Origin of the sequence: Enterobacter cloacae complex sp. 370H10, assembly GCF_050031535.1 — a bacterium.
In the GTDB taxonomy this organism is placed as follows: domain Bacteria; phylum Pseudomonadota; class Gammaproteobacteria; order Enterobacterales; family Enterobacteriaceae; genus Enterobacter; species Enterobacter intestinihominis.
Genome location: NZ_JBLGWG010000001.1, coordinates 3,153,637 through 3,169,949, shown reverse-complemented (window position 1 = coordinate 3,169,949; position 16,313 = coordinate 3,153,637). Strand labels below are relative to the sequence as shown.

Sequence of the window (16,313 nt, the reverse complement as noted above, 5' to 3'; positions counted from 1 at the left end):
TAATGAGGAAAGTAGAATGACGATTATTAAGGGGATAACAGGGTCGGCGGTGCTACTGGCGGCGCTGAGCCTGCCGTTACAGGCCGCAGAGCCGGTTAAGGTGGGTTCCAAAATTGATACCGAGGGCGCGTTGCTCGGCAATATCATTTTGCAGGTACTCGAAAGCCACGGCGTGAAAACGGTCAATAAAGTGCAGCTTGGCACCACGCCTGTCGTGCGCGGTGCAATCACTTCCGGCGAGCTGGATATCTACCCGGAATACACCGGCAACGGGGCATTCTTCTTCAAGGATGAAAACGATCCGGCCTGGAAAAATGCCAAAGCCGGGTACGAAAAAGTCAAAAAGCTGGACGCGGAAAAAAATAAGCTGGTCTGGCTTACACCGGCACCGGCCAACAACACCTGGACCATCGCGGTGCGCAAAGATATCGCCGAGAAAGGCAAGCTCACCTCGCTTGACGATCTCAGCCGCTACCTGAAAGAGAAGGGCGAGTTTAAGCTCGCGGCCTCGGCAGAGTTTATCGAGCGCGCTGATGCCCTGCCAGCGTTTGAAAAAGCTTATGATTTCAAGCTCGATCAGGCACAGCTACTTTCTCTGGCGGGCGGCGACACGGCGGTGACCATTAAGGCGGCGGCGCAGAAAACCTCCGGCGTCAACGCGGCGATGGCTTACGGCACCGACGGCCCGGTCGCGGCGCTTGGTCTGCAAACCCTGACCGACCCGAAAGGCGTTCAGCCAATTTACGCCCCAACCCCGGTCGTGCGCGAGGCGGTGCTGAAAGCCTACCCGGATATCGACGATTGGCTCAAACCGGTGTTTGAAAAACTGGATGCGAAAACGCTGCAACAGCTGAATGCCAGCATTGCCGTAGAGGGGCTGGATGCCAAAAAAGTGGCTGCCGACTTCCTCAAACAACAAGGGCTTGTGAAGTAACGGGACAAGGCTGTGCCAATAAAATGCCATAACCGCGTTCTGCTGCTGTTGGCCTGTGTGGCCATCGCGGCGGTCGCGTTACCTTTTGTGAATGTCGCGCCAAACCGTCTGGTGTCGGGCGAACCGCGCGCGCTGTGGCAGATCTGGGCATTTACGCCGCTGCTGCTGGGCGCGGCGCTGGCGAGTACCGTAGTCTTAGCCTTCTGGCCGGGGCGAAACGCGCTGTGGCTGACGCTTCTGCTCAGCGAAGCGCTGTTTATCGTACTGTTCTGGAGCGCAGGACAGGCGGCAACGCAGATGGCCTCGGTTGAAAGCCCGCTGGCGCGCACGTCGATTGGCAGCGGCCTGTGGCTGTGGCTGGCACTCTGCCTGCTGGCCTGTAGCGATGCCATTCGCCGCCTGACGCCGATACCTGTGTGGCGCTGGCTGCTGAACGCGCAATTCTGGGTTATCCCCCTGCTGATCCTCTTCAGCGGCGAGCTGAATCAACTCTCGCTGTTAAAAGAGTACGTCAACCGTCAGGAGGTGTTTGACAACGCGCTGGCGCAACATCTGACGATCCTGTTCGGGACGCTGGTCCCGGCGCTGCTGCTGGGCGTGCCGCTGGGCATGTGGTGCTACCGACATCCCAGCCGCCAGGGTGCCGTCTTTACCGTGCTCAACGTTATTCAGACCATCCCCTCCGTTGCCCTGTTTGGCCTGCTGATTGCCCCCCTCGCCGGTCTGGTTAAATCCTTCCCTGCGTTGGCCGCGGCAGGCATTGCCGGAACCGGGCTGACCCCGGCGCTGATTGCCCTTGTGTTGTATGCGCTGCTGCCACTGGTGCGCGGCGTGGTGGCTGGGTTAAGCCAGGTTCCGCCCGACGTGCTGGAAAGCGCCCATGCGATGGGGATGAGTGCGCGCCAGTGTTTCTGGAAAATACAGCTGCCGCTTGCGCTTCCGCTGCTGGTTCGCAGCCTGCGGGTGGTGACGGTGCAAACCGTGGGGATGGCGGTGATTGCCGCGCTGATCGGGGCGGGCGGCTTTGGGGCGCTGGTGTTCCAGGGGCTGCTCAGCAGCGCGCTGGATCTGGTGTTGCTGGGCGTTGTTCCCACGATTGCGCTGGCGGTCGTGCTGGATGCCCTGTTTGCCCTGTGGCTCGCGCTGCTCAGGAGAAGAGCCAATGATTGAATTTCATGATGTGAGTAAAACCTTTGCGGGCCGTCCGGCGGCAAGCCATCTCAATCTGCATTTTGCCGAGGGGGCGTTCTCGGTATTGATCGGGACGTCGGGGTCGGGAAAATCGACGACGCTGAAGATGATCAATCGGCTGGTGGAGCACGACAGCGGGACGATTCGCTTTGCCGGAGAGGAGATCCGCAGCCTGCCGGTGCTGGAGCTGCGGCGGCGTATGGGCTACGCCATTCAGTCCATCGGCCTGTTTCCCCACTGGACGGTGGCGCAGAACATTGCCACCGTGCCACAGCTGGAAAAATGGTCCCGGGGGAAGATCAATGAGCGTGTCGACGAGTTGATGGCGCTGCTGGGCCTGGACGCGTCGCTTCGCGACCGCTACCCGCACCAGCTTTCCGGCGGACAACAGCAGCGGGTCGGGGTGGCGCGCGCGCTGGCCGCTAACCCGCAGGTACTGCTGATGGATGAGCCCTTCGGCGCGCTGGATCCGGTCACCCGCGGCGCACTTCAGGCCGAGATGAGCCGCATCCACCGTATTCTCGGGCGCACCATCGTGCTGGTGACGCATGATATCGACGAAGCACTGCGGCTGGCCGATCGTCTGGTACTGATGGATCACGGCGAAGTCGTCCAGCAGGGTACGCCGCTTGAGCTGTTAACGTCGCCGGCAAACGATTTTGTGCGTGAGTTCTTTGGCCGCAGCGAGCTGGGTGTCAGGCTGCTCTCGCTGCGCACCGTCAGGGACTATCTGCGTCCGCAGGATGCGCAAATCGGTGGTGAACCGCTGCATGACGGGATGAGCCTGCGCGATGCCCTTTCGGCGTTTGTCGCCCGGCAGTGTGAGGTGTTACCCGTTGCGGACGGGCAGGGGACACCATGCGGGACGATCCATTTTCGCGATCTGCTGGCGGGGGAGGTGACGCGTGAAGTGGGTCCGTGATCCGTTACTCTGGCTGACAGGGCTGTTTATCGCCTTACTCTACCTGATGCCGCACAGCGCGGCGCTGTTTAATGCGCTTATTCCCGGGCTGCCGCGCCCGGTGTACCAGCAGGAGAGCTTTGTTAATCTCACCCTGGCGCACTTCTGGCTGGTAGCGGCGTCAAGCGTGATTGCCATCGTGCTGGGCACAGGTGCCGGTATTGCGGTGACGCGGCCTGCGGGCAGGGAGTTCCGTCCGCTGGTGGAGACCATCGCCGCAACGGGGCAGACCTTCCCGCCGGTGGCCGTGCTGGCGATTGCCGTGCCGGCGATCGGTTTTGGGCAGGAGCCTGCCATCATTGCGCTGATTTTGTACGGCGTGTTGCCCATTCTGCAAGGGACGCTGGCGGGGATTGCGGCGGTGCCTGCATCGGTGCTGAGCGTAGCGGAAGGGATGGGGATGAGCGCCTGGCAGCGGCTACTGAAGGTTGAACTGCCGCTGGCCGCACCGGTGATTATTGCCGGTGTGCGGACGTCCGTGATCATCAACATTGGTACGGCAACCATCGCGTCGACGGTCGGGGTCAATACGCTGGGGACGCCAATCATTATTGGGTTAAGCGGGTTTAACACGGCTTATATTATTCAGGGGGCGGTTCTGGTTGCGCTGGCGGCGATTGTGGTGGATCGCCTGTTTGAACGCATGGCCGGATACCTCAGCCAACACCGCCGCGAACAATAAACGAGTAACCTGCAAGCATAACGCCACCGATACCGCTGACGGCCATCAGTGCAAAAAGGGTAATTACGGCCAGTTTCGTTGCCTTCATCATGTGCTCCTGTTGTTAACGGAACAATTATACGGTGAAGCGCAGCTGTTAATGAACCATTAAATGCCGTTACAACGCATTTGGCCCCAGCGAGTAAACGGGATAACCATGTTCGCGCCATTCCGTCAGGAGCTGCTGCTGGGAAGCGGAGGGGACTTCGCCACACCAGACCAGCAGCGTCTGCCCCTCAAACAGTTCCGGCCTGAGCTGTGCCAGGGAGTGTGCAAGCACGTCAACGCGCCAGCCCTGCTGGGTGGCAATCCAGGCTTCGAGCCACAGCCGGGTGGTATCGTGGACGTTCCAGCCGATCACCAGCGCATCTTTGCTGTTTTTATTCCGCGCTGAGGCAAGACAGACGGAAATATAGTTAATCAGCACGCCATCAAGCATACTGAGCAGTGCCTGTAAGGTGGTTTGCTGACACTGAAGCCGACGCCGTAGGGGAATAAAAAGATGGGTGATCAGGGTTTGCGCGGGGTAGTCTCGACCCTGTTCTTTGATCCAGCCGCGCAGACGCTGCAAATTGCCGGTCTGCAACAGCCTCAGCAGCGTTTCCTGCTGCTCGCGCCAGAGATGCTGCGTATCAGGATCGTCCTGGCTCAGAAGCGACTTCACCTTGCCTACCTGTACGCCATTGTCGATCCAGCTTTTGATCTCGCGTATCCGGTCAATATCCGCATCGTTAAACAGGCGGTGCCCGCCGTCCGTTCTTTGCGGCTTAAGCAATCCATACCGTCGCTGCCACGCCCGTAGCGTAACGGGATTGATATCACACAGGAGTGCCACTTCACCTATCGTGTAAAGCGCCATTTTCGCCCCCAGGCTTGCGCGTCCCCAGCTTAACTGTAGACCCACTTTGCGGAACCAGGAAGATTTGATTCTTTTTTGTACAAATTATACGAAAGACAGGTTATCTCCGGCAAAAGGTGTGATGACGGACACGATTTATCGCTTTTTTGGCACGTTTCAAAGAAAGTTAACCGCCATCAGTGTATGTTACGCGTTTTTAGAATGTGCGGTTTGTGAGTATGTACGAGTTTAATCTGGTGCTGCTGTTGCTTCAGCAGATGTGCGTGTTTCTTGTCATCGCCTGGTTGATGAGCAAAACGCGCCTGTTCATTCCGCTGATGCAGGTCACCGTCCGTCTGCCGCACAAATTCCTCTGCTACGTCGTATTTTCCATATTCTGCATTATGGGGACCTGGTTTGGTCTCCATATTGAAGATTCCATCGCCAATACGCGCGCCATTGGCGCGGTAATGGGCGGGCTGCTCGGAGGCCCGGTCGTGGGCGGTCTGGTGGGGTTAACCGGCGGCCTGCACCGCTATTCGATGGGCGGTATGACGGCACTAAGCTGCATGATCTCCACCATTGTCGAAGGGCTGCTCGGTGGTCTCGTCCACAGCTATATGATTAAGCGCGGACGGCCGGATAAAGTGTTCAGTCCCCTTACCGCCGGGGCGATCACCTTCGTGGCGGAAATGGCGCAGATGGCGATCATCCTGCTGATCGCGCGCCCGTTTGACGATGCGTTACATCTGGTCAGCAGCATTGCCGCACCGATGATGGTCACCAATACCGTTGGTGCGGCGCTGTTTATGCGCATTCTGCTCGACAAACGCGCCATGTTCGAAAAATACACCTCGGCATTTTCTGCCACCGCATTGAAAGTTGCGGCGTCGACGGAAGGGATCCTGCGGCAGGGATTCAACGAGGAGAACAGCATGAAGGTGGCGCAGGTGCTGTATAAAGAGCTGGATATCGGGGCCGTGGCGATTACCGATCGCGAAAAGTTGCTGGCGTTTACCGGTACCGGGGACGACCACCATCTTCCAGGTAAGCCGATCTCCTCGGCCTACACTTTGCGCGCTATTGAAACGGGTGAAGTGGTGTATGCCGACGGGAATGAAGTGCCGTACCGCTGTTCCCTGCATCCGCAGTGCAAACTTGGCTCTACGCTGGTCATTCCCCTGCGGGGCGAAAACCAGCGCGTCATGGGCACCATTAAGCTTTACGAAGCCAAAAATCGCCTGTTCAGCTCCATCAACCGCACGCTGGGGGAGGGGATCGCCCAGCTGCTTTCGGCGCAAATCCTGGCGGGGCAGTATGAACGGCAAAAAGCGCTGCTGACGCAGTCAGAAATTAAGCTCCTGCACGCTCAGGTGAATCCGCATTTCCTGTTTAACGCGCTCAACACGCTGAAGGCGGTGATCCGCCGCGACAGCGATCAAGCCGCGCAGCTGGTACAATTTCTGTCGACATTTTTCCGCAAAAACCTGAAGCGTCCCTCGGAGATCGTCACCCTCGCGGACGAGATTGAGCATGTAAACGCCTATCTGCAAATTGAAAAAGCGCGCTTCCAGTCACGATTACAGGTGTCGTTATCCGTCCCGGATGAGCTGGCGTATCAGCATCTTCCGGCCTTTACCCTGCAACCGATTGTGGAGAACGCCATTAAGCACGGGACGTCGCAGCTGCTGGGAACCGGAGAAATCATGATTTCCGCTTCCCGTTTTAACCACCATCTGGTGCTGGATATTGAAGATAACGCGGGGCTGTATGAAGCCTCCGCGTCAGGCGGTCTGGGCATGAGCCTGGTGGATAAGCGCCTGCGCGCACATTTTGGTGATGACTGCGGTATCACCGTCGCCTGTGAGCCAGACCGCTATACCCGAATTACCTTACGATTGCCGCTGGAGGAGAACGCATGTTAAGAGTGCTGATTGTTGATGATGAGCCGTTAGCACGGGAAAACCTGCGTGTCCTGTTGCAGGAGCAGAGTGATATTGAGGTCGTGGGGGAATGCGCCAATGCCATTGAAGGCATCGGGGCTGTGCATAAACTGCGCCCGGACGTGCTGTTCCTCGATATTCAGATGCCGCGCATCAGCGGTCTGGAGATGGTCGGCATGCTCGACCCGGAGCACCGCCCCTATATCGTCTTTCTGACGGCCTTTGATGAGTACGCGGTAAAGGCGTTTGAAGAGCACGCGTTTGATTATCTGCTGAAACCGATTGAAGAGAAACGCCTTGAAAAGACCCTGACCCGTCTGCGCCAGGAGCGTACCGCGCAGGACGTGACGCTGCTGCCGGAGCATCAGCAGCCCCTGAAGTTTATCCCCTGTACCGGGCACAGCCGGATTTACCTCCTGCAAATGGACGACGTTGCCTTTGTCAGCAGTCGTCTGAGCGGGGTATACGTCACCAGCGCTGAAGGCAACGAAGGCTTTACCGAGCTTACGTTACGCACGCTGGAGAGCCGCACGCCGCTGATTCGCTGTCATCGACAGTATCTGGTGAACATGGCGCACCTGAAAGAGATCCGTCTGGAGGATAACGGCCAGGCCGAGCTGGTGTTACGTGCCGGGCAAACCGTTCCCGTCAGTCGTCGCTACCTGAAAAGTTTGAAAGAGGCGATAGGGCTGTAAAACTGGTACACTGCGCGCCATTGCATCATCGACATTCGAAGGCTCTATGCTAAGTAACGATATTCTTCGTAGCCTGCGCTACACCCTGAAAGCGAACAATAATGACATGGTGCGCATTCTTGCGCTCTCCGACATGGAATCCACGTCCGCCGGGTTCGACACCTGGATGACTAAAGAAGATGAAGAGGGTTTTGTTCGCTGCCCGGACATCATTCTGTCGGGCTTCCTGAACGGCCTGATCTACGACAAGCGCGGCAAAGATGAATCTGCGCCTGAGCTGGCGCTGGAGCGTCGGGTGAATAACAACACGGTGCTGAAAAAGCTGCGTATTGCGTTCTCCCTGAAAACTGACGACATTCTGGCGATCATGACCGAGCAGAAATTTCGCGTGTCGATGCCGGAAATCACCGCCATGATGCGCGCGCCGGATCATAAAAATTACCGCGAGTGTGGGGATCAGTTTCTGCGTTATTTCCTGCGTGGGTTGACGCAGCGGGTGCATAACCAGAAGGGGTGATTTTTAGCCGGGTGGCGGCCTCGCCTTACCCGGCTAAAAACTCGTTGGCCCGTGCAAGCGTAGCGCCGCCGGGCAAAAAAAAGCCGGATTCTCATCCGGCTTATTTATTACTTCACCTGCTGACCCGGCTTCGCGCCTTCGTCAGGGCTTAACAGGAAGATGTCTTTTCCGCCCGGGCCTGCGGCCATCACCATCCCTTCAGAGATGCCGAAGCGCATTTTACGCGGCGCCAGGTTTGCCACCATCACGGTCTGACGACCGATCAGCACCTGCGGATCAGGGTACGCGGAACGAATGCCGGAGAAGACGTTACGTTTCTCGCCGCCCAGATCCAGCGTCAGACGCAGCAGTTTGTCAGAACCTTCCACGAACTCCGCGTTTTCGATCAGCGCCACGCGCAGGTCGACTTTGGCGAAATCATCAAAGGTGATGGTCTCCTGAATCGGATCGTCCGCCAGCGGGCCGGTCACCGGCGCGGCAGCCGCTTTCACCTCTTCTTTTGATGCTTCCACCAGCGCGTCAACCTGTTTCATCTCGATGCGGTTATACAGCGCCTTGAAGGTGTTCACCTTGTGGCCGAGCAGCGGCTGCTGGATGGCATCCCAGGTCAGTTCGGTGTTCAGGAATGCTTCCGCGTGGGCTGCCAGCTGCGGCAGAACCGGCTTCAGCCAGGTCATCAGCACGCGGAACATGTTCAGACCCATGGTGCAGATCGCCTGCAAGTCGGCGTCGCGGCCTTCCTGTTTCGCCACCACCCATGGTGCCTGCTCGTCGACATATCGGTTGGCCACGTCTGCCAGCGCCATGATTTCGCGAATGGCTTTACCAAATTCACGACTTTCCCAGGCTTCGCCAACCGCAGCGGCGGCGTCGGTGAAGGTTTTATACAGCTCAGGATCGGCCAGTTCGGCAGAGAGCACGCCGTCAAAGCGTTTAGCGATAAAACCTGCGTTACGGGACGCCAGGTTCACCACCTTGTTGACGATGTCCGCGTTCACGCGCTGCACGAAATCTTCCAGATTCAGGTCGATATCGTCGATGCGGGAAGAGAGCTTCGCGGTGTAGTAGTAGCGCAGGCTATCCGCATCGAAGTGGTTCAGCCAGGTGCTGGCCTTAATAAACGTCCCGCGAGATTTGGACATCTTCGCGCCGTTGACCGTTACGTAGCCGTGTACGAACAGGTTAGTCGGCTTGCGGAAATTGCTGCCTTCAAGCATCGCTGGCCAGAACAGGCTGTGGAAGTAAACGATGTCTTTACCGATGAAGTGGTACAGCTCGGCGGTGGAATCTTTCTTCCAGTACTCGTCGAAGCTTAGGGTATCGCCGCGCTTGTCACACAGGTTCTTGAAGGAGCCCATGTAGCCGATTGGCGCATCCAGCCAGACGTAGAAATATTTGCCCGGCGCGTTCGGGATTTCGAAGCCGAAGTATGGCGCATCGCGGGAGATATCCCACTGCTGCAGACCGGATTCAAACCACTCCTGCATCTTGTTCGCCACCTGCTCCTGCAGCGCGCCACTGCGGGTCCACGCCTGCAGCATTTCGCTGAACGACGGCAGGTCGAAGAAGAAGTGCTCGGAGTCACGCATCACCGGCGTGGCGCCGGAAACCACGGATTTCGGCTCGATAAGCTCGGTCGGGCTGTAGGTCGCGCCACACACTTCGCAGTTATCGCCGTACTGGTCCGGGGATTTACATTTCGGACAGGTGCCTTTGACGAAACGGTCCGGCAGGAACATGCCTTTTTCCGGATCGTACAGCTGAGAGATGGTGCGGTTTTTAATGAAACCGTTCTCTTTCAGACGGGTGTAGATCAGCTCTGACAGCTCGCGGTTCTCGTCGCTGTGCGTGGAGTGATAGTTGTCATAGCTGATGTCAAAGCCAGCAAAATCGGTCTGATGCTCCTGACTCATTTCGGCGATCATCTGTTCCGGGGAAATTCCCAGCTGCTGCGCTTTCAGCATGATTGGGGTGCCGTGGGCATCGTCCGCACAGATGAAGTTCACCTCGTGGCCGCGCATTCGCTGGTAACGGACCCAGACATCAGCCTGGATATGCTCCAGCATGTGGCCGAGGTGGATTGAGCCGTTGGCGTACGGCAGGGCGCACGTTACCAGAATTTTTTTCGCGACTTGAGTCATAGTAGGCATTACTTCTTTTAACTGTGAAAAGGGTTTTCGATATTACCAAAAGGGGCATTATTAAGTAAGCACAAACCACGGCCTTTCAGGTAAACTTGTTCATCTAAGGTCTTATTCACAAGAACAAAGGAGTCGGGATGAGTTCTCAATCCCAGGCCAAATCACCGGAAGCCTTACGAGCAATGGTCGCCGGGACGCTGGCTAATTTTCAGCATCCAACCCTGAAGCACAATCTCACGACGCTGAAAGCGCTTCATCATGTCGCATGGCTGGACGATACGCTGCACATTGAGCTGCAGATGCCGTTCGTCTGGACCAGCGCCTTTGATGCCCTGAAAGAGCAAACCAGCTCTGAGCTGCTGCGCATTACTGGCGCAAAAGCAATTGACTGGAAGCTAAGCCACAGCATCGCCACGCTCAAGCGCGTGAAAAATCAGCCGGGCGTTAACGGCGTGAAGAACATCATCGCCGTCAGTTCTGGCAAGGGTGGGGTGGGTAAATCGTCGACCGCCGTGAACCTGGCGCTTGCGCTGGCGGCAGAAGGGGCGAAAGTCGGCATTCTGGATGCTGATATTTATGGCCCGTCCATTCCGAACATGCTGGGTGCTGAAAACCAGCGTCCAACTTCGCCGGACGGTACCCACATGGCGCCGATCGTGGCGCACGGTCTGGCGACCAACTCCATTGGTTACCTGGTCACGGACGATAACGCAATGGTCTGGCGCGGCCCGATGGCCAGCAAAGCGTTGCTGCAAATGTTGCAGGAGACAATGTGGCCTGACCTCGATTATCTGGTGCTGGACATGCCGCCGGGCACCGGTGATATCCAGCTGACGCTGGCGCAGAACATTCCGGTCACCGGCGCCGTCGTGGTCACCACGCCGCAGGATATCGCGCTGATCGACGCCAAAAAAGGCATCGTGATGTTCGAGAAGGTGGAGGTGCCGGTACTCGGCATCGTCGAAAATATGAGCATGCACATTTGCAGCAACTGTGGACACCATGAGCCGATCTTCGGTACCGGCGGTGCGGAGAAGCTGGCGGCGCAATATCACACCCAGCTGCTGGGGCAACTGCCGCTGCATATCACACTGCGTGAAGATCTGGATAGCGGTAAGCCGACGGTGGTCAGCCGTCCTGATAGCGAATTCACGGAAATCTATCGTCAGCTGGCGGGGCGCGTTGCGGCGCAACTGTACTGGCAGGGGGAAGTGATCCCGAGCGAGATCGCCTTCCGCGCGGTGTAACGCCTCTGCGCGTCAGTGCCGGGTGGCGGCTTCGCCTTACCCGGCCTACCTCGATTTTGTAGGTCAGGTAAGCGTAGCGCCACCTGACTTTACCCAAGCCGATAGTGCATCAAATAATACTCTCCTTCCGGAGAATCCCCCGTCGCCTCAATGTGCCAGCCGTGGCGCTGGTAAAACGCAACCGCCCGCTCATTCTTCACCAGACACTTCAGCGCGCCTGTACTGGTAAACGTCCTCTGTACTTGTTCCAGTAACAAACGGCCAACTCCCAGACGCTGATACTGCGGGTCGACAAACAGATTGTGCAAAAAGTTATCATTTTCCCAGACGGAGGCAAACCCTACCCGGTGACCGTCGTGAATCGCAACCCAGATCTGCTCGTCACGCGTTGCGGCGTCAAAATCCTCAAGCTGCCATTCAGAATTGTCCAGCCATGGCCAGGCCACGCGTCGTGCATGCAGGTACAGCGTGCGCAGAAATGGCCGGTCGTCCTCCTGCCAGGGCCGGATCATCGTATCAGCGGTGATAGAAAATATCTCCGTTATAGGCTTTGTAGATTTTGCCATCAGCATCGCCAATCAGAACGTAATTTTCACCCATGTAGGTCCAGTGCGTACCGGCATCGGGCGCGGGAAGGTTACGTAGCTGGTACTGTTTGATGGTGTACTCTGGCGTCTGATACTGCGCGGGCGCGGTATCGCCAATCTTAAATTTGGTGAAGTCGGCGATGAACTCCTGCTCTTCATAAGCCTTAATGCCGGAAGGCGCGGCGGCCGTTTGCGGGGCTGCGAATGCGGAGCCCGCCAGAGACAGTAATACACCCAGAAGCACCAATTTACGCTTAGCCATTTTTTCTCCAGTGATATCGTTACGGATACGCTTGTCTGCGGGGGACAGTGCGGCAGACAGCCCATTTTAAGTATCAAAACAGGGTGTGTTTGAAAAAAAATGTAACAAAAGTGAACGGTTTTGTGTAGTGCCAGCGGTTGTGAGTATTTTTGATATGAATGCGTGCTGACGGGAATAATTCATTGTAACTATCGTTTTGCTGAATTAATTCTGAAAATACATTGTTGCCGTAATTTTATAAACTGTAGATCGTGCTTTTTTTTGCCACAGGCTTTAAGATTTTCAGGAAGATTATATTTTAATTAATTGCCCGTCACAGATCGGGCAATTCGTGTCTTCACTTTTAGATTACGTTTTAGTATTCCGTTGAAAAGAAACTTATTTCAAGCGTGGGTTAGCGCAGGGCTGCGCCCCGTCGGGCGTTCGCTACGAGCAGGGATGATAAGTATATATAAATGAAAAACACAACAGCATTATCTGTAATATTCTTAGCAATAAGTCAGTTGGCGGGGTGCGTAATTTCTCCCGGCCAAACGTTAAGTTCCGCAGGCAAAAAAATAATTGCGCCGGCTGATCTCAATAATAGTTTAGATAAACAAATCGAAATTTATCCACTTACGCCCGGATTAATTGAGAAACTACGTCCCGCAGCAGCTAAATCTCAGGCAAATCCTAATCTTGATGAGCAGGTCAAAAACTGGGAATACCGTATTGGAATCGGTGACATCCTGACGGTCACCGTCTGGGATCACCCGGAGCTGACTACGCCCGCGGGACAGTATCGTAGCGCAAGCGATACGGGAAACTGGGTCAATGCCGATGGCACGCTCTTTTATCCTTACGTGGGTAAACTGCACGTGGCGGGAAAAACGGTTTCCAGAGTGCGCGAGGAGATCACCGCGCGGCTGGATAACGTCATTGAAAGCCCCCAGGTCGACGTCAGCGTTGCCGCTTTCCGTTCGCAAAAAGCCTACGTTACGGGAGAAGTGGCGAAATCTGGCCAGCAGGCCATCACCAACATTCCGCTGACGGTTATGGATGCCGTTAATGCCGCAGGTGGGCTTACTGCTGATGCGGACTGGCGGAACGTGGTGCTGACTCACAACGGTCAGGATTCCCGAATTTCCCTTTATGCCCTGATGCAGCATGGCGATTTAACCCAGAATAAGCTGCTCAACCCTGGCGACATCTTGTTTATTCCCCGCAACGATGCGCTGAAAGTATTCGTGATGGGCGAAGTTGTTAAACAGAGCACGCTGAAGATGGATCGCAGCGGCATGACGTTGGCCGAAGCGCTCGGCAATGCCGGTGGCCTGGACCAGAATATGGCTGATGCGACGGGTATTTTTGTTATCCGCTCGGTACGCGAGTCCGGGAAAATTGCGAATATCTATCAACTGAATGCAAAAGACGCTTCGGCCATGGTGCTGGGCACCGAGTTTCAGCTTGAGCCTTACGACATTGTCTATGTCACCACTGCTCCACTCTCCCGCTGGAATCGCGTAATAACACAGCTTGTTCCGACAATCAGCGGGGTGCATGACCTCACCGAAACGGTTCGTTATATCAGATCGTGGCCGCAATAATGTTCGAATCAATACTCGTGGTATGTACCGGAAATGTCTGCCGTTCTCCGATTGGAGAACGGCTTTTGCGCCAGCACTTGCCCGACAGACACATCACCTCGGCGGGAATACTCGGCCTTGAGGGGTATCCGGCGGATGAGTGCGCCCAGGACGTGGCCTGGCGGCATGGGATCTCCCTCGACGGTCATGTGGCGCGCAGGCTGACACGCAGGCTGATGCAGGGATCCGATCTCATCCTGGTTATGGAGCCGGAACATCTTCGCTTCATTGCAGCCATGGCACCGGAAAACAGGGGGAAGTCGCTGCTTTTTGGGCAGTGGCTGGAGCCGCAGGATATCCCAGATCCCTATCGTAAAAGCCGTGAAGCGTTTGAATATGTGTTCGGGCTATTGGGTAAAGCCAGCCAGGAATGGGCACGTCGTTTAGGACAGAAAGGAATGAAGCATTAATGTCGTCTTACACAACAGACAGTTATGGTGCAGGGGCACCCGAACAAAATGAAATCGATCTCGTTCGTTTGCTCGGCGAAATGATCGACCACCGCACGATGATATTGTGCGTGACTTTCCTTTTCACTTTATGCGCGGGCCTCTATGCCTGGGTTACGCCACCTGTTTATCAGGCGGATGCTATGGTGCAAATAGAAAGCAAACAGGATAACGGCCTGCTCAAAGGCTTGAGCCAGCTGGGCACCGATATTTCGCCGGATGTTGCCCCTGAAATTTTACTGTTGAAATCTCGCATGATCCTCGGCGAGACCGTCGACAAATTAGATCTGACGTATCAGGCAAAGCAGCGCGTTTTGCCTGTGGTGGGGCGTCTCTGGCAGCGTCTGCAAGGGCGTGGCCAGGGCAACATAACGTTAGGCGAACTCCAGATCCCGCAGGTGGAGGGCAAAGCGCAAGAACTCACGCTGACCGTACAGGAAGCGGGAAGGTATCACCTGACGGGCGAAAACATTGAGGCAGACGGCCAGGTTGGTAAAACGCTGGTTACGCAAGGGATCGTGCTGCGGGTGACCTCGATTGAGGCGACGCCAGGCACACAGTTTTCGCTTAAGTCGTTGACGCGCCTGGAGACGATCAATGCACTGAAGAAGCGTCTGACGGTCGTGGAATCGGAGAAACAGAGCGGTATTGTGACCTTAACCCTGACGGGTGAAGATCCTGACAAAATCGCCCGGGTGCTGAATGCGATTGCTGAAAATTATCTACAGCAAAATATCGCGCGCCAGGAGGCTCAGGATTCGCGTAGTCTGGATTTTTTACAGGAGCAGTTACCGAAAATCAGAGCGGACCTGGATCAGGCTGAAGCGCGGCTGAATGCCTACCGGGCGCAGCGCGACTCTGTGGATCTGTCTTTAGAGGCAAAATCCGTCCTGGATCAGGTTGTGAACGTTGAGAATCAGCTAAATGAGCTGACGTTCCGGGAGGCAGAAATTTCCCAGCTCTTTAAAAAGAGTCACCCTACTTACCGTGCATTGCAAGAAAAAAGACAAACCCTTGTGCGGGAACGGGATCGTCTTAATAACCGTGTGTCCTCTATGCCCTCCACGCAGCAGGAGATTTTACGCCTGAGCCGCGATGTTGAGTCGGGCCGCACGATTTATTTACAGCTTTTGACGCGTCAGCAGGAGCTGAATATTTCCCGCTCCAGCGCTGTCGGGAACGTGAGGATCATTGATGAGGCGGTTACACTCCCGGATCCGATAAAACCGCGTAAAGCGCTAATCATTGCGCTTGGCGCGCTGTTCGGGCTCATCCTTTCAATGGGGACCGTACTGGTACGTCAAGCGTTCAAACGTGGGATCACGCTTTCCGAACAGCTGGAAGCGCAGGGGATGCCGGTTCTGGCGACGTTACCACGTTCACAGTGGCTGTGGAGTAAAACGCATTTGCGCAGAAAAAATCCGTTTTCTCGTCGCTGGACACACAAAACCTCGGATGTACCTTTCCTGCCAGTCGATCGACCTGCTGATATGTTTGTTGAAGCGGTACGCGGGCTGCGAACCAGTCTGCATTTCACCATGATGGAGGCTGAGAATCGCATTGTGATGATTTCTGGCCCCACGCAGGACTGCGGAAAAACACTGGTGGCGACGAACCTGGCGGCCATTGCCGGGCAGAGCGGTCAGCGGACGCTGTTTATTGATGCGGATATGCGCCAGGGTTATGTGCATAATATTTTTGGCCTGGAGAACCGCCACGGATTATCCTGCCTGCTGGAAGGGAAGCGCGACTTTGGGGAGGTCATTCAGCATGCTGAAAAAGGGGGAATTGACGTCATCACCTGCGGCCCGGAACCCCTGCGTCCGTTAGAAATGCTGTTAAGCGAACGGTTCATTGACATCATGTCCTGGGTTAACGAGCACTATGACATTGTCATCATCGATACACCCCCAGTTCTTGCCGTCAATGATGCCGCGCTGGTTGCCAGAGCAGCCGGAACAACGCTAATGGTTGCCCGTTACGATAAAACAAGCGTGAAAGAGATGGAGAATACCGTTAAACGTCTACAGCACGTTGGCGTGAAGGTCAGCGGCACAATCCTCAACGATATTGTTAAATCCGCAGCGCTGTTTTACAGCTCGGGGTACAGCCAGTATGACTACGGTTATGCTTCGAGGAAAAAAGGATAGGGGCGTCAGGACGGGAAAATAAACCCTCTCCCGGATGGGAGAGGGAAAAGCA

The 16,313-nt window shown here is 56.0% G+C and carries 16 protein-coding genes; 11 read left to right on the top strand and 5 right to left on the bottom strand.

Features of this window, described 5'->3' with window-relative positions:
- The first annotated feature begins 16 nt into the window (after positions 1 to 16).
- Genes osmF through ACQG2Q_RS15665 form a run of 4 tightly spaced genes read left to right on the top strand, consistent with a single transcriptional unit; the run spans position 17 to position 3,768 of the window.
- Entirely contained in the window at positions 17 to 934 is a 918-nt protein-coding gene (osmF, locus tag ACQG2Q_RS15680; RefSeq protein ID WP_022648682.1) for a glycine betaine ABC transporter substrate-binding protein OsmF, read from the top strand.
- A gap of 12 nt (positions 935 to 946) precedes the next feature.
- Complete coding sequence (locus ACQG2Q_RS15675; RefSeq protein WP_063147711.1) at positions 947 to 2,104, top strand: ABC transporter permease; 1,158 nt, start codon at positions 947 to 949, stop codon at positions 2,102 to 2,104.
- Complete coding sequence (locus ACQG2Q_RS15670) at positions 2,097 to 3,047, top strand: ABC transporter ATP-binding protein (RefSeq protein WP_022648680.1); 951 nt, start codon at positions 2,097 to 2,099, stop codon at positions 3,045 to 3,047. Before ACQG2Q_RS15675 ends, ACQG2Q_RS15670 begins: the two co-directional genes overlap by 8 nt.
- A complete protein-coding gene (locus ACQG2Q_RS15665; protein WP_063849704.1) occupies positions 3,031 to 3,768 on the top strand; it encodes an ABC transporter permease in 738 nt (245 codons plus the stop codon). Before ACQG2Q_RS15670 ends, ACQG2Q_RS15665 begins: the two co-directional genes overlap by 17 nt.
- Here ACQG2Q_RS15665 and ACQG2Q_RS15660 read toward each other — a convergent pair.
- The gene (locus tag ACQG2Q_RS15660; RefSeq protein WP_022648678.1) at positions 3,743 to 3,856 is read right to left on the bottom strand and encodes a protein YohO; all 114 of its coding nucleotides are present in this window, start codon (positions 3,854 to 3,856) and stop codon (positions 3,743 to 3,745) included. The genes ACQG2Q_RS15665 and ACQG2Q_RS15660 overlap by 26 nt on opposite strands.
- 69 nt (positions 3,857 to 3,925) lie before the next feature.
- Positions 3,926 to 4,666 (bottom strand): HTH-type transcriptional regulator MlrA, encoded by a 741-nt coding sequence (gene mlrA / locus ACQG2Q_RS15655; RefSeq protein WP_022648677.1) that lies wholly within the window; start codon positions 4,664 to 4,666, stop codon positions 3,926 to 3,928.
- Positions 4,667 to 4,884: 218 nt separating this feature from the next.
- Here mlrA and ACQG2Q_RS15650 point away from each other — a divergent pair, with 218 nt between their 5' ends.
- Genes ACQG2Q_RS15650 through ACQG2Q_RS15640 form a run of 3 tightly spaced genes read left to right on the top strand, consistent with a single transcriptional unit; the run spans position 4,885 to position 7,800 of the window.
- Positions 4,885 to 6,570, top strand: coding sequence for a sensor histidine kinase (locus ACQG2Q_RS15650; protein WP_003859271.1), 1,686 nt, complete (start codon positions 4,885 to 4,887; stop codon positions 6,568 to 6,570).
- Positions 6,564 to 7,283, top strand: coding sequence for a two-component system response regulator BtsR (gene btsR, locus ACQG2Q_RS15645; protein ID WP_022648676.1), 720 nt, complete (start codon positions 6,564 to 6,566; stop codon positions 7,281 to 7,283). The genes ACQG2Q_RS15650 and btsR overlap by 7 nt, the downstream gene beginning before the upstream one ends.
- 46 nt (positions 7,284 to 7,329) lie before the next feature.
- The gene (locus ACQG2Q_RS15640) at positions 7,330 to 7,800 is read left to right on the top strand and encodes a DUF1456 family protein (protein WP_015572337.1); all 471 of its coding nucleotides are present in this window, start codon (positions 7,330 to 7,332) and stop codon (positions 7,798 to 7,800) included.
- 107 nt (positions 7,801 to 7,907) lie between these two features.
- Here the strand turns inward: ACQG2Q_RS15640 and metG are convergent, their stop codons facing one another.
- Positions 7,908 to 9,941 (bottom strand): methionine--tRNA ligase, encoded by a 2,034-nt coding sequence (metG, locus tag ACQG2Q_RS15635; protein ID WP_426759235.1) that lies wholly within the window; start codon positions 9,939 to 9,941, stop codon positions 7,908 to 7,910.
- 137 nt (positions 9,942 to 10,078) lie between these two features.
- Here metG and apbC point away from each other — a divergent pair, with 137 nt between their 5' ends.
- Positions 10,079 to 11,188: an iron-sulfur cluster carrier protein ApbC gene (apbC, locus tag ACQG2Q_RS15630; protein WP_022648674.1), complete on the top strand. Its 1,110-nt coding sequence runs from the start codon at positions 10,079 to 10,081 to the stop codon at positions 11,186 to 11,188.
- 89 nt (positions 11,189 to 11,277) lie between these two features.
- Here apbC and ACQG2Q_RS15625 read toward each other — a convergent pair whose 3' ends face one another.
- A complete protein-coding gene (locus ACQG2Q_RS15625; protein ID WP_032622520.1) occupies positions 11,278 to 11,754 on the bottom strand; it encodes a GNAT family N-acetyltransferase in 477 nt (158 codons plus the stop codon).
- Positions 11,705 to 12,037: an RcnB family protein gene (locus ACQG2Q_RS15620; RefSeq protein ID WP_022648672.1), complete on the bottom strand. Its 333-nt coding sequence runs from the start codon at positions 12,035 to 12,037 to the stop codon at positions 11,705 to 11,707. Before ACQG2Q_RS15620 ends, ACQG2Q_RS15625 begins: the two co-directional genes overlap by 50 nt.
- A gap of 455 nt (positions 12,038 to 12,492) precedes the next feature.
- Between ACQG2Q_RS15620 and ACQG2Q_RS15615 the strand changes: the two genes are divergently transcribed.
- The 3 genes from ACQG2Q_RS15615 to ACQG2Q_RS15605 are packed head-to-tail and all read left to right on the top strand — an operon-like array spanning position 12,493 to position 16,261.
- On the top strand, positions 12,493 to 13,623 hold the full coding sequence (locus ACQG2Q_RS15615; protein WP_022648671.1) for a polysaccharide export protein: 1,131 nt from the start codon (positions 12,493 to 12,495) through the stop codon (positions 13,621 to 13,623).
- The gene (locus tag ACQG2Q_RS15610) at positions 13,623 to 14,072 is read left to right on the top strand and encodes a protein tyrosine phosphatase (protein WP_096216917.1); all 450 of its coding nucleotides are present in this window, start codon (positions 13,623 to 13,625) and stop codon (positions 14,070 to 14,072) included. The genes ACQG2Q_RS15615 and ACQG2Q_RS15610 overlap by 1 nt, the downstream gene beginning before the upstream one ends.
- Positions 14,072 to 16,261: a polysaccharide biosynthesis tyrosine autokinase gene (locus ACQG2Q_RS15605; RefSeq protein ID WP_063849702.1), complete on the top strand. Its 2,190-nt coding sequence runs from the start codon at positions 14,072 to 14,074 to the stop codon at positions 16,259 to 16,261. Before ACQG2Q_RS15610 ends, ACQG2Q_RS15605 begins: the two co-directional genes overlap by 1 nt.
- Positions 16,262 to 16,313 lie beyond the last annotated feature (52 nt).

What these genes read in the sequence shown, in the direction of transcription:
- osmF (WP_022648682.1), top strand. Translation starts at nt 17, where the DNA reads ATGACGATTATTAAGGGGATAACAGGGTCGGCGGTGCTACTGGCGGCG.
- ACQG2Q_RS15670 (WP_022648680.1), top strand. Translation starts at nt 2,097, where the DNA reads ATGATTGAATTTCATGATGTGAGTAAAACCTTTGCGGGCCGTCCGGCG.
- ACQG2Q_RS15660 (WP_022648678.1), bottom strand. Translation starts at nt 3,856, where the DNA reads ATGAAGGCAACGAAACTGGCCGTAATTACCCTTTTTGCACTGATGGCC.
- mlrA (WP_022648677.1), bottom strand. Translation starts at nt 4,666, where the DNA reads ATGGCGCTTTACACGATAGGTGAAGTGGCACTCCTGTGTGATATCAAT.
- ACQG2Q_RS15650 (WP_003859271.1), top strand. Translation starts at nt 4,885, where the DNA reads ATGTACGAGTTTAATCTGGTGCTGCTGTTGCTTCAGCAGATGTGCGTG.
- btsR (WP_022648676.1), top strand. Translation starts at nt 6,564, where the DNA reads ATGTTAAGAGTGCTGATTGTTGATGATGAGCCGTTAGCACGGGAAAAC.
- ACQG2Q_RS15640 (WP_015572337.1), top strand. Translation starts at nt 7,330, where the DNA reads ATGCTAAGTAACGATATTCTTCGTAGCCTGCGCTACACCCTGAAAGCG.
- metG (WP_426759235.1), bottom strand. Translation starts at nt 9,941, where the DNA reads ATGACTCAAGTCGCGAAAAAAATTCTGGTAACGTGCGCCCTGCCGTAC.
- apbC (WP_022648674.1), top strand. Translation starts at nt 10,079, where the DNA reads ATGAGTTCTCAATCCCAGGCCAAATCACCGGAAGCCTTACGAGCAATG.
- ACQG2Q_RS15625 (WP_032622520.1), bottom strand. Translation starts at nt 11,754, where the DNA reads ATGGCAAAATCTACAAAGCCTATAACGGAGATATTTTCTATCACCGCT.
- ACQG2Q_RS15620 (WP_022648672.1), bottom strand. Translation starts at nt 12,037, where the DNA reads ATGGCTAAGCGTAAATTGGTGCTTCTGGGTGTATTACTGTCTCTGGCG.
- ACQG2Q_RS15615 (WP_022648671.1), top strand. Translation starts at nt 12,493, where the DNA reads ATGAAAAACACAACAGCATTATCTGTAATATTCTTAGCAATAAGTCAG.
- ACQG2Q_RS15610 (WP_096216917.1), top strand. Translation starts at nt 13,623, where the DNA reads ATGTTCGAATCAATACTCGTGGTATGTACCGGAAATGTCTGCCGTTCT.
- ACQG2Q_RS15605 (WP_063849702.1), top strand. Translation starts at nt 14,072, where the DNA reads ATGTCGTCTTACACAACAGACAGTTATGGTGCAGGGGCACCCGAACAA.